The 10775-nt window shown below is 69.6% G+C and carries 12 protein-coding genes; 10 read left to right on the top strand and 2 right to left on the bottom strand.

Annotated features, from left to right (window positions below):
- The 5 genes from RMO04_RS10350 to RMO04_RS10330 form a co-directional block, all read left to right on the top strand.
- Positions 1-677 (top strand): cytochrome c-type biogenesis CcmF C-terminal domain-containing protein (locus RMO04_RS10350; protein ID WP_309644702.1); only part of this gene is annotated, 677 nt, incomplete at its 5' end.
- Entirely contained in the window at positions 674-1132 is a 459-nt protein-coding gene (locus RMO04_RS10345; protein WP_309644701.1) for a cytochrome c-type biogenesis protein, read from the top strand. The genes RMO04_RS10350 and RMO04_RS10345, both read left to right, overlap by 4 nt.
- 150 nt (positions 1133-1282) lie before the next feature.
- The gene (locus tag RMO04_RS10340; RefSeq protein ID WP_309644700.1) at positions 1283-2872 is read left to right on the top strand and encodes a Do family serine endopeptidase; all 1590 of its coding nucleotides are present in this window, start codon (positions 1283-1285) and stop codon (positions 2870-2872) included.
- A 28-nt stretch (positions 2873-2900) separates the two neighbouring features.
- A complete protein-coding gene (locus RMO04_RS10335) occupies positions 2901-3575 on the top strand; it encodes a response regulator transcription factor (protein ID WP_309644699.1) in 675 nt (224 codons plus the stop codon).
- A gap of 15 nt (positions 3576-3590) precedes the next feature.
- On the top strand, positions 3591-4994 hold the full coding sequence (locus tag RMO04_RS10330; RefSeq protein ID WP_309644698.1) for a HAMP domain-containing sensor histidine kinase: 1404 nt from the start codon (positions 3591-3593) through the stop codon (positions 4992-4994).
- Here the strand turns inward: RMO04_RS10330 and RMO04_RS10325 are convergent.
- Both RMO04_RS10325 and RMO04_RS10320 read right to left on the bottom strand, forming a co-directional pair.
- Entirely contained in the window at positions 4991-5422 is a 432-nt protein-coding gene (locus RMO04_RS10325; RefSeq protein ID WP_309644697.1) for a DoxX family protein, read from the bottom strand. The two genes, RMO04_RS10330 and RMO04_RS10325, sit on opposite strands and share 4 nt — an antisense overlap.
- Positions 5423-5465: 43 nt before the next feature.
- The gene (locus tag RMO04_RS10320; protein WP_309644696.1) at positions 5466-5840 is read right to left on the bottom strand and encodes a DoxX family protein; all 375 of its coding nucleotides are present in this window, start codon (positions 5838-5840) and stop codon (positions 5466-5468) included.
- A gap of 132 nt (positions 5841-5972) precedes the next feature.
- Between RMO04_RS10320 and RMO04_RS10315 the strand changes: the two genes are divergently transcribed.
- From RMO04_RS10315 to RMO04_RS10295, 5 genes are all read left to right on the top strand, one after another.
- A complete protein-coding gene (locus RMO04_RS10315) occupies positions 5973-8894 on the top strand; it encodes a bifunctional [glutamine synthetase] adenylyltransferase/[glutamine synthetase]-adenylyl-L-tyrosine phosphorylase (RefSeq protein ID WP_309644695.1) in 2922 nt (973 codons plus the stop codon).
- Between the two features lie 59 nt (positions 8895-8953).
- A complete protein-coding gene (locus tag RMO04_RS10310; protein ID WP_309644694.1) occupies positions 8954-9349 on the top strand; it encodes a hypothetical protein in 396 nt (131 codons plus the stop codon).
- A 32-nt stretch (positions 9350-9381) separates the two neighbouring features.
- On the top strand, positions 9382-9930 hold the full coding sequence (locus RMO04_RS10305; protein WP_309644693.1) for an RNA polymerase sigma factor: 549 nt from the start codon (positions 9382-9384) through the stop codon (positions 9928-9930).
- A gap of 10 nt (positions 9931-9940) precedes the next feature.
- Entirely contained in the window at positions 9941-10357 is a 417-nt protein-coding gene (locus RMO04_RS10300) for a hypothetical protein (RefSeq protein WP_309644692.1), read from the top strand.
- The coding region (locus tag RMO04_RS10295; protein ID WP_309644691.1) for a periplasmic heavy metal sensor at positions 10357-10775 on the top strand (419 nt) is incomplete at its 3' end. The genes RMO04_RS10300 and RMO04_RS10295, both read left to right, overlap by 1 nt.

Below are 10775 nucleotides of genomic sequence, written 5' to 3'. Positions count from 1 at the left end.
TGGCCTGCGGCCTGGCCGCCTTTGTCCTGGTCAGCCCGCGCCAGGCCTTCGCCTCGGTCGGCGTCGGCATGGGCGCTTGGCTGGTGATCGGCGCGCTGGTGGAGCTGGCCGAGCGCACGCGGGCCTTCCGCGGGTCTCTCGCCGACACCTGGCGGCGCTTTGCCGGCCTGCCCCGCGGCGCGTGGGGCATGACCCTGGCGCATCTGGGTCTTGGCGTCTTCGTCCTGGGCGCCTGCTTCGAGACCGGCTGGAAGCTGGAGGCGGCGGAGGCCATTCCCGTCGGGGGCAGCCTGGATGTCGGCGCCTATCATCTCGTGCTGGAACAGGTGCGCGGCGTCGAAGGTCCGAATTACGACGCCGAGCGGGCCAGCCTTCGCGCCAGCCGCGCCGACGCCCTGGTCTGCAAGCCGCAACCCGAGCGGCGGTTCTATCCCACGGGCGGCCAGACCACCTCGGAGGTCGCCATCTGCACCCTCGGCGTCAGCCACCTCTATGTCGTGCTGGGCGAGCGCCGACCTGGCGCGGCGGGCCCCGTCTGGCTGGTGCGCGCCTATTGGAACCCCTGGGCCCTGCTGATCTTCATCGGGCCGGCGATCATGGCCTTGGGCGGGGTGATCTCCCTGTCGGACCGTCGGTTGCGGATGGGGGTCGGCGCCAAGGCGCAGGCGAAGCCATGAGGCGGGGCCTGGCGATCCTCGCGGCGGTCTTCTGCCTGGCCGCGGCGTCGGACCCGGCCGAGCGTCTGGCCGATCCGGCCCAGGAAGCCCGCGCCCGGGCGATGTTCCGCGAAGTTCGTTGCCTGGTCTGCCAAAATGAATCCATCGACGATTCCAGCGCCGAACTCGCCGCCGACCTTCGCCGGCTGGTCCGCGACCAGGTCGCCTCGGGTAAGTCCGACGATCAGGTCCGCGACCATCTAACCGAACGATACGGCGAGTATGTCCTGCTCAAGCCCGCCTTTTCCTGGGGCAACGCCGCGCTCTGGGGCGCCCCGTTTCTGGTCGTGGGCCTGGGGTTGGCGCTGCTGGTCGGCGGCTTCCGAAACCGCGCGGCGGAGGGGGAGCTGTCGCAGGACGAGGCCGCTCGGCTGGCACGGCTTTCGCACGAGGAGGGCGCGGGCGACGCGCCATGACAAAGTTGCGCCCAATATCGGACGCTATGAAGCTCGGAGCGTGACCTAAACGTAACTTGAGAGACGTTGCGCTCTTTGGCATCGAACCTAGGTTGTTCGGGACGGGCGCATGGTATGTGCGGCTCACTCCCACAGGGAAATTGAAGGCTTATGACCTCGAAGAAGACCGGTTACCTCCTCGGCGCCATGGCCGGCGTCGGTGTCGCCACCGCCGCCCTTGCCGGCGCGGGCCTCAGCGATCGCTCGCCGGGAACCGGGAACGAGGGGCTGCTGATCCGCGCCTCCACCGCCCCGATCTTCGCCCCCCCGCCGGGCGCGCCGCTATCGTTCGCCGACATCTTCGACAAGGTCTCGCCCGCGGTGGTCTCGATCAACGTGACCTCGGATGCCGATCCGGCGGCCCTGCGGCGCATTCCGGGCTTCGAGAACTTCCCCTTCGACATCAACCCGCGAGGCCAGGCGCCGGGCGGTGAAGAGGACGCGCAACCGGGAACGCCCGGACAGCCAGGACAACCGCCTGGACGCGGACCGCGGCTGCCGCCGCAGCAGTCCTCGGGCTCGGGCTTCTTCATCTCAGCCGACGGCTATGTGGTCACCAACAACCACGTCGTCGAGAACGCCAAGGAAATCAAGGTTGTGCTCAAGGATGAGCGCGAGCTGGACGCAGTGGTCGTGGGACGCGACGAGGGTACGGATCTGGCGGTCCTCAAGGTGAAGGGTTCGGGCTTCCCGTTCGTGAACTTCGAGAACGCGGCCAAGCCCCGTGTCGGTGACTGGGTCATCACGGTGGGCAACCCCTTCGGCCTGGGCGGCACCGCCACGGCCGGGATCATCTCGGCCTATGGCCGCGACATCGGCGAGACCTTCGTCGACTACATCCAGATCGACGCCCCCATCAACCGCGGCAACTCCGGCGGCCCGACCTTCGACGTCTATGGCCGGGTGATCGGGGTCAACACCGCGATCTTCTCGCCCTCGGGCGGTTCGGTGGGCATCGGCTTCGCCATCCCCGCCGAGGTGGCCGACGCCATCACCAAGCAGCTCATCGCGGGCGGCAAGATCACCCGGGGCTATATCGGCGCCTCGATCCAGAACTTCACCGCCGAGATGGCTGAGGCCCAAGGCCTCGGCGCCCAGCGCGGGGCCATCGTGGCCAATGTCACCCCGGGCGGTCCGTCCGAGCGCGGCGGCCTGCAATCGGGCGACATCGTCACCTCCGTCAACGGCGTGAACGTGAAGAGCTCGTCCGAGCTGACGCGCGAAGTGGCCAAGGCCCAGGCCGGCGAGGTCCTGAAGCTGGACGTGCTGCGCGGCGGCAAGCGCCGGGTCGTGGAGATCCGCTCGGGCGTGCGTCCGACCGAGCGAGAGCTGGCGGCCAACGACAACACGCAAGGCGGCGCAAGCCGCGGCGGAGCCGAGGGCGCGACGCCCCAGGCTCAGCGTCCCGTGGTCCTGGGCCTCGCCCTGGCGCCGCTGGACGACGCCGCCCGCCGGCGCCTGAGCCTCGACCCCGGCGTCCGAGGCGTACTGATCGACCGCGTCGACCAGGCGTCCGACGCCGCCCAGCGTGGCCTGCGCAAGGACGACATCATCGTCCAGGCCGGCGGCCTGCCGGTGGGCAGCGCCTCGGAGTTCGCCGCCCAGGTCGACATCGCCAAGAAGGCCGGCCGGCCTAGCGTCCTCGTGGGTGTCCACCGCGGCGGCCGCACATCCTTCCTGCCGCTGAAGATTTCCGGTTAGGTGGAATGATCTCCGGGGGACTGAGTCGATGCGCATCCTGATTGTCGAGGACGACCTTGAGGCGGCCGAAGTCATGGATCGCGGCCTCACCGAGGCCGGCCACGAATGCACCCGGGCGGCCGACGGCGAGGACGGCTTGGCGGCGGCCCGCGGGCCCGGCGAGTTCGACGTGATGATCGTGGACCGCATGATGCCGCGGATGGACGGGGTCACCATGGTCCAGACCATCCGGCGCGAGGGCGACCAGACCCCGGTGTTGTTCCTGTCGGCGCTGGGCGAGATCAACGACCGGGTGGAGGGCCTGAAGGCGGGCGGCGACGACTATCTGGTCAAGCCCTACGCCTTCGCCGAGCTGATCGCCCGGGTCGAGGCCCTGTCGCGGCGCCGCGAGACCGGCTCTGTCCAGACCCGGCTACGGGTCGGCGAGCTGGAGATGGATCTGATCGGCCGGGCCGTGCATCGCCAAGGCAAGGAGATCGATCTGCAGCCGCGCGAGTTCCAGCTCCTGGAGTTTATGATGCGCCACGCCGGCCAGTCGGTGACGCGCACCATGCTGCTGGAGAAGGTCTGGGAGTATCACTTCGATCCCCAGACCAACGTCATCGACGTGCACATCTCCCGCCTGCGCTCCAAGATCGACAAGGGCTTCGACAAGCCCATGCTGCAAACGGTGCGCGGGGCGGGCTACCGCCTCGACCCCTAGCGTCCGGACGGGCCAATGCGCCTGCCCAGGCTTTTTCGCACCACGCCGTTCCGGCTGACCCTGCTGTTCCTGGCGTTGTTCGCCGCCGCGGCCAGCGCCTTCCTGGCCTATATCTACCTGGCCACCGCCGGGGAGGCGACGCGGCGTACCGATGAGGACATCGGGCGCGAGATGCGCGCCCTGATGGCCGCCTACGAGCGGGGCGGCGTGAACGTTCTGAACCAGTCGCTGATCGAGCGCGCGGCCAGCGAGCGGCCGTTCCTCTACCTGCTGATGACCAAGGACGGGAAGCAGATCTCGGGATCCATCGCCGAGTCGCCGGTGGAGGACTTCAACGGCGCGCCCGCCCGGGCCAGCTTCTCCGTCACCGACATCGACGTGAACGGCCGAGCGCGCAAGCACCCGGCCCGTGGCTTCCAGGAGCAGCTTCGCGGCGGCGAGATCCTGTTCGTCGGCGCGGATGTCAGCGACGACCAGGCCTATGTGCTGAAGATCATCCGGGCCTTGTGGGGCGCCGGCGCCCTGGTGATCGTGCTGGGTCTGCTGGGCGGCTTGCTGGTCAGCCGCAATGTCAGCCGCAGCATGGCCGGTCTGGCCGACGTGGTGACCGCGGTGCGCAACGGCGATCTGGAGGCGCGCGCCGACGTTCGCGGGACCCGCGACGAGTTCGACGAGCTGGCTGCCGGCCTGAACGAGATGCTGGACCGGCTGGAGCGTTCCATGGCCGGCCATCGGCACGCCGGCGACGCCATCGCCCACGACCTGCGCTCGCCGCTGACGCGGCTGCGGGCGCGGCTGGAGACCGCCTATCTCGACGTGGAGGCCGGCAAGGGCAACGCCGAGGAGGCCTTAGGCCAGGCGCTGGAGGACACCGACGGGGTGTTGAAGACCTTCGGCGCGGTTCTGTCGATCGCTCGGCTGCAGGCGGCCGGTCAGGCGCCCGATCAGGCGATGTTCGATCCCGCCGAGCTGGGCGGCGACATGGCCGAGCTCTACGAGCCGGTCTGCGAGGACAAGGGGCTGGATTTCGCCGCGGAGTTCGCCGCCGACCTGCAGGTGCGCGGCAACCGCGAATTCCTTGCCCAGGCCCTGGCCAACATTCTCGACAACGCGGTGAAGTACACTCCGGCCGGGGGCGCGATCATGCTGCGCGTCCGGCGCAGGTCGTCCGGCGAGGTGGAGTACTCCATCACCGATACCGGGCCCGGCGTGCCCGACGAAGATCGCGAGCGTGTGGTCGAACGTTTCGTGCGCCTGGAGAACAGCCGTAGCGAGCCGGGCTCAGGCCTGGGTCTCTCGCTGGTCGCCGCCGTGGCCGAAGCCCATGGTGGGCGACTGGAGCTCGCCGAGGGGCCTGGCAAGGTCGGCGAGATGGGTCCTGGCCTGCGCGTCGCCCTGATCCTGCCGCGCGCGGCCTAGCTGTTCTTGGCGATCCGGGCGTCGAGGGCGTAGCGGCCGGGTCCGACCGCCGCCAGCAGCAGCCCCATGGCGATCAGGCACGCCGAGGGGAACGACCCGGTGATCCCCTGCAAGCGGTCGACCATGGCGATGGCCACCACGAAGTTGAACGCGACGACCAGGCCCGCCCAGCCGGTTCCGAAACCTGCGATCAAGGCCAGACTGGCCAGCAGCATCGCCCAGACCGACAGCGGCGCCATCAGGTGCGGCGCGGCGAAGCCGTACTTGCCCATGAAGGCGGCGAACTCAGCCAGCTTCGCGCCCTCGAGGCCATAGGGCGCGGCCGAGAAGAGCAGGAACCCGCCCACAAGGAGGCGGACCAAGAGCAGTATGACATCGCTGCCGGGGTGGAGGGGCGTCAGCGTCAGGAGGCGGCGCAGCGATGTCATGGCGACATCAACACTCAAGCTTGGTGGCGGCGCTATCGAGTTTCTAGGCCGATCGTCGGGCCAGCCAGGCGTCGAAGGCCAGGCGCCCTGGCCCATACGTCGCGAGGTAGAGGCCGATCACGACCAGGCACGCCGAGGGGAAGGCGCCGCGAATCCCCTGATGATGGTCGACCATGGCGATGGCGACTACGAAGTTGAACGCGCAGATCAGCCCGGCCCACCGGGTGGCGAAGCCGGTGATGAAGGCCACGCCGCAGGCGAACTGCGCCCAGACCGACAGCGGCGCCATGAACTCGGGCGACGGAAACCCGAACTTGGAGAGGAAGCCCTCGAACTCGGTCATGCGCTCGGCGCTTGCGATGTTGTCCCAGACTCCGAAGATCAGGAACCCACCGACCACGAGGCGCATGAGCAGCATGGCCGCGTCGGAACCGCGCGATAGGACTGGTAGTGTGAGAGTTTCCACGAGGCGCATCTTCGAACCCCTCCTATCGGACGACGCGGCGCATTTGTGCTCAAGGCTTGCACTAAAGCTAGTTGGAATTCTTCGATGACCGCCGGTGCGAAGCAAATCCCACCGACTGGCGCCTTGGCTGCGCGGATGGCGCCGTGTGGTCCGGTGGCTGATCCCAAGGCCGCCGAACGGGCGCGGCTTGTCCTGGTCGAGGCGGCGACGCGGGGCGACTGGATGGCTGAATTCGAGGCCGCCTGGCCGGCCCTCGCACCGGTGTTCGGCGCATCGCCCTACCTGACCAGCCTGGCGCGCCGTGACCCTGCGCGCCTGCGCGCCCTGCTGGCGGCCGACCCCGATGATCGGTTCGCCGAGCTGCTGGATCGCACCCGGGCGCTCGCGACCGCTGACTGGGACGCGGCCAAGGCTGGCTTGAGGATGCTGAAGGCCGAGGCCCACCTGCTGATCGCCCTGGCCGACCTGGGCGGGTTCTGGGACCTGGACGCCGTCACCGGAAACCTGACCCGCTTCGCCGATGCGGCGTTGGCCGCGGCGCTGGCTGTCGCCGCGCGGGGCGAACTGGAGGCCGGACGCCTGACTCAATTGGGCGCTGGCGAGGCGGGGCCGGTCCCTGGCTGGTTCTGCATCGCCATGGGCAAGCACGGCGCCTATGAGCTGAACTACTCCAGCGACATCGACATTTCGATCTTCTACGAGCCCGACGCCTTGCCCTTGGCGCAGGGTGTCGAGAGCCAGGGTTTCGCCGTGCGGCTGACCCAGCGGCTGGCGGATCTGATGCAAGACAAGACGGCCGATGGGTATGTCTTCCGCGTCGACTTGCGCCTGCGCCCCGATCCGTCCTCCACGCCGCCCGCGATCCCGGCGGCGGCGGCCTTCGACTACTACGAGAGCGTGGGCCAGAACTGGGAGCGGGCGGCGTTCATCAAAGCCCGGGCCGCGGCCGGCGACATTCCGCGCGGACAGGCGTTCCTGGAGGAGCTGGCCCCCTTCATCTGGCGCAAGAACCTCGACTTCGCCGCCATAGCCGACATCCACTCGATCAAGCGCCAGATCCACGTCCATAAGGTCGACGAGCGCCTGACGGCGAAGGGCGTCGACCTGAAGCTGGGCCGGGGCGGCATTCGCGAGATCGAGTTCTACGTCCAGACTCAGCAGCTCATCCTGGGGGGGCGTCATCCTGAGCTGCGTTCGCCCCGCACCTTGGACGCGCTCGCCGCCCTGGCGGCGGCGGGCCATGTCTCGGCCCGCGCGGCGGAGGAGCTGACCGAAGCCTACGACCGCCTACGCGCCATAGAGCACCGCATCCAGATGCTGGCCGACGAGCAGACCCATAGGCTTTCGGAGTCCGACAGCGAACGCCAGCGGGTCGGCGCGCTGGCGGGTTTCGACCGGCTGCGCAGTTTCGACGCGGCGGTCGAGCGGACATTGAAGACCGTCAACCGGCGCTACGGCGAACTGTTCCCGGAGGAGGAGCAGCTCTCGTCAAAGTTCGGAAGCCTGGTGTTCACCGGGGTCGATGACGATCCCGAGACCTTGGCCACCTTGGCGCGGCTGGGGTTCTCCAATCCTTCTCGCATCGCCCAGACCATTCGTGGCTGGCACCACGGCCACATCCCGGCGACCCGTACCGAACGGGGACGGGAGCTGTTCACCCGCCTGGCCCCGCGCCTGCTGGACGCCGCCCAGGCGACCGGCGCGCCCGACACGGCCTTCGCCCGCTTCGAAGATTTCTTCTCCAAGCTGTCATCGGGGGTGCAGCTGCAGTCGCTGTTCCTGGCTCAGCCCAGGCTGTTTGAGCTGATGGTGCAGGTCATGGCCTTCGCGCCTCGCCTGGCCAATACGCTGGCTCGGCGTCCGGCCGCGCTGGACGCCATGCTGGACGGCGCGTTCTTCGCCGATCTGGACCGTGAGGAGGACCGCCGGGCGATGGCCGCGGCGGTCTCTCGCGCCGAAGGCTTCGAGGCGGTGATGGACGCCGTGCGCCGGGTGCACCGCGAGCAGGCCTTCCGGGTCGGCGTGCAGGTGATGAGCGGAGCCGCCAGCGCCGAGACCGCCGGCCGCGCCTTCGCCGACCTGGCCGATATCTGCATCGAGATCCTGGCGCCCGCCGCCCTGGCCGAGGCTGAGCGGCTGGGCGGCGCGTTCGCAGGCGACGTGGCCGTGATCGCTCTGGGAAAATGCGGTTCGAAGGAGATGAGCGCGGGCTCTGACCTGGACCTGATGACGCTCTACCGCGCCGCCGCCCCAGGAGCGGTCTCCAGCGTCAAGGAGTGGAGCGCCGATGTCTTCTACGGCCGGTTCACTCAGAGGCTGATCGCGGCGTTGTCCACCCCGACCGGCGAGGGCGAGCTCTACGAGGTGGATATGCAGCTCCGGCCGTCGGGGACCAAGGGGCCGGTGGCGGTGAGTTTCCCGGCTTTCGAGGACTACTACGACCGGGAGGCTGAGACCTGGGAGTTGATGGCGCTGACCCGCGCAAGGGTCGTGTGGTCGACCTCGCCTGGATTCGCGGCCGATGCGGAGGCTGCGATCGACGCTGCGCTGCGCCGGCCCCGCGACCCAGCGCGCACCGTCGCCGACGTCATGGAGATGCGCGAACTGATGGAGAAGGAGCGCCCGCCAAAAGGCGACTGGGACCTGAAGCTGTCGCCGGGCGGCATGGTGGACATCGAGTTCGCCGCGCAGTTCCTGCAGTTGGCCCATGCCGCCCAAGGGGGACCGCTCAACCAGAACACCGCCGCGGCCCTGGCGTCGGCGAGCGCCCTGGCGCCCGCCCAGGCCCTGGCCGATCTGCAGAAGGCCTGGAAGCTTCAGCAAGACCTGACCCAACTGCTCAAGGTGGCGCTGGGCGACAGCGCCGATCCTGGCGAGGAGCCCAAGGCCTTTCGCGCCCTGTTGGCCCGAGCGGGCGGGGTCCGCGATTTCCGGGCGCTGCGGACCCGCCTGGAGGCCGCGCGCAAGGCCGCGCGACGCGCCTATGAGACCATCGTGCGAACCTGAGCGACGGACATCGCCGCGCGCGACGTTCAAACGCTGAGTAGGCCAAGGAGGGATTTCGAATGCCGCGTCTGATCATCGTCATGGCCGCGCTCAGCGTCGCGGGCTCCGCCCAGGCCCAGATCGGCCAACGCGCCAATCCCGACCTGGACAAGGACGGCCGCGTCACCCTGGCGGAGTTCCGCAAAAGCCAGGCCGACGGAATGATGGCGCGTTTCGACGCCAACAAGGACGGTAAGATCGCCCGGGGCGAGCTCGCCTTTCCACCAGGCATGTCGGCGATCGGCGAGCGGATCTGGGAGCGGCTGGACGCCAACAAGGACGCGACCGTGACCAGGGCCGAGATGGACGCCGCCGCCAGCGTCCGCTTTGAGCGCGGCGACACCAACAAGGATGGCTGGCTCAGCAAGGGTGAGATTCTCACCCTGCGCCAGAACCGGGGCCGTGACGCAGGTTGAGATCTATAGTCCGCCGCAAGGCGAGGTGAGGCTTGGACCCAGGCGAGGGCGACGAAGCGCTGCTGGCGCGTGTGGCGGCGGGCGATCCCGCCGCGGTGCGCAGCCTCGTGGCCCGCAAGCTGCCGCGGCTGTTGGCGCTCGCCGGTCGCATGCTGGGCGAGACCGCCGAGGCCGAGGATGTGGCCCAGGAGACCTTCATCCGCGCCTGGAAGCAGGCTGGGAACTGGAAGCCGGGCGGCGCCCGGTTCGACACCTGGCTCCACCGAGTGGCGCTCAACCTCTGCTACGACCGCCTGCGCCGCCGTCGCGAGGTCGCCATGGACAACCCCCCGGACCTCGCGGACGACGCGCCAGGGCCCGATCGGGGGCTGCAGGCGCGCGATGTTGGCCGACGGGTGGCCGCGGCCATGGCCGCCTTGCCCGATCGCCAGCGCGAGGCCGTCAGCCTGTGCCACTACCAGGAAGTCACCAACATCGAGGCCGCCGCCCTGATGGGCGTCAGCATCGAGGCGCTGGAGAGTCTGCTGTCGCGCGGCCGGCGCGCCCTGCGCGTGGCGCTGTCCGATATGATCGAGCCATGAGGCGTTCCGCATGACCCCACAACGGTTCGAAATCCTGGCCCAGGCCTACGGTGGCGACGTCGCCCGGTGGCCGTCCGCCGAACGCGAGGCCGCGGGCGCCATGATGATCGAGCAGCCCGATCTCGCCGCCGCCGCCCTGGCGCGGGCTGGGGAACTGGACGCCCTGATGGACGCCTGGACGCCCGTGCCGGTCAGCCACGCCTTGCGGGAGCGGGTGATCGCCGCTGCGCCCCCGCCGCGCGCCCGCAATGGGATCATCGCCTGGTTCTGGGGCGCGGGGCTTGGCGCCGGCCTCGCCGCGGCCTGCGCCGCCGGCCTCGTCGTCGGCGTTGAGATCTCGAATGTCGCGCAGCCGGATGAGTCGGTCAGCGCGGCGTTGGACGGCTATGACGATCTCACCACCGACCTGACGGGAGACGGCGCCTGATGAGCCGCAAGACCCTCGCCATCATCCTGTTTATCTCCCTGGCGTTGAACGTGTTCCTGATCGGCGCCGTCGTCGGCGGGCTGGTGGTCGGCCAGAAGTTCCGCCACGAGCGCCCAAGCGCGACGCGGGGAGGTCAACCCCTGTGGGCGGCGGGCGCCGAACTGCCGCCCGAAAAGCGCCGGGCCTTTCGCGGGCTGCTGCGGGGCGAGGCCGGCGAGGTTCGCGCCGGCATGGCCGAGGTTCGTGCGGCCCGCGCCGCGGCCTGGCGCCGTCTCGACGCAGACCCCTTCGACGCCGCGGCGGCCAAGCGCGATCTCGATGCGGCTCGGGTGCGCGAGATGCAGATCCGGGGCGGCGTCGAGAGCCGCATCGTCGACTTCGCCGCCACCCTGCCGCCGGCCGAACGCGCGCGCCTGGC

The sequence above is a fragment of the Phenylobacterium sp. genome, assembly GCF_031412415.1.
Taxonomy (GTDB): Bacteria; Pseudomonadota; Alphaproteobacteria; order Caulobacterales; family Caulobacteraceae; genus Phenylobacterium.
This window is presented reverse-complemented; position numbering and strand designations above follow the sequence as displayed.

What these genes read in the sequence shown, in the direction of transcription:
- RMO04_RS10345 (WP_309644701.1), top strand. Translation starts at nt 674, where the DNA reads ATGAGGCGGGGCCTGGCGATCCTCGCGGCGGTCTTCTGCCTGGCCGCG.
- RMO04_RS10340 (WP_309644700.1), top strand. Translation starts at nt 1,283, where the DNA reads ATGACCTCGAAGAAGACCGGTTACCTCCTCGGCGCCATGGCCGGCGTC.
- RMO04_RS10335 (WP_309644699.1), top strand. Translation starts at nt 2,901, where the DNA reads ATGCGCATCCTGATTGTCGAGGACGACCTTGAGGCGGCCGAAGTCATG.
- RMO04_RS10330 (WP_309644698.1), top strand. Translation starts at nt 3,591, where the DNA reads ATGCGCCTGCCCAGGCTTTTTCGCACCACGCCGTTCCGGCTGACCCTG.
- RMO04_RS10325 (WP_309644697.1), bottom strand. Translation starts at nt 5,422, where the DNA reads ATGACATCGCTGCGCCGCCTCCTGACGCTGACGCCCCTCCACCCCGGC.
- RMO04_RS10320 (WP_309644696.1), bottom strand. Translation starts at nt 5,840, where the DNA reads ATGCTGCTCATGCGCCTCGTGGTCGGTGGGTTCCTGATCTTCGGAGTC.
- RMO04_RS10315 (WP_309644695.1), top strand. Translation starts at nt 5,973, where the DNA reads ATGACCGCCGGTGCGAAGCAAATCCCACCGACTGGCGCCTTGGCTGCG.
- RMO04_RS10310 (WP_309644694.1), top strand. Translation starts at nt 8,954, where the DNA reads ATGCCGCGTCTGATCATCGTCATGGCCGCGCTCAGCGTCGCGGGCTCC.
- RMO04_RS10300 (WP_309644692.1), top strand. Translation starts at nt 9,941, where the DNA reads ATGACCCCACAACGGTTCGAAATCCTGGCCCAGGCCTACGGTGGCGAC.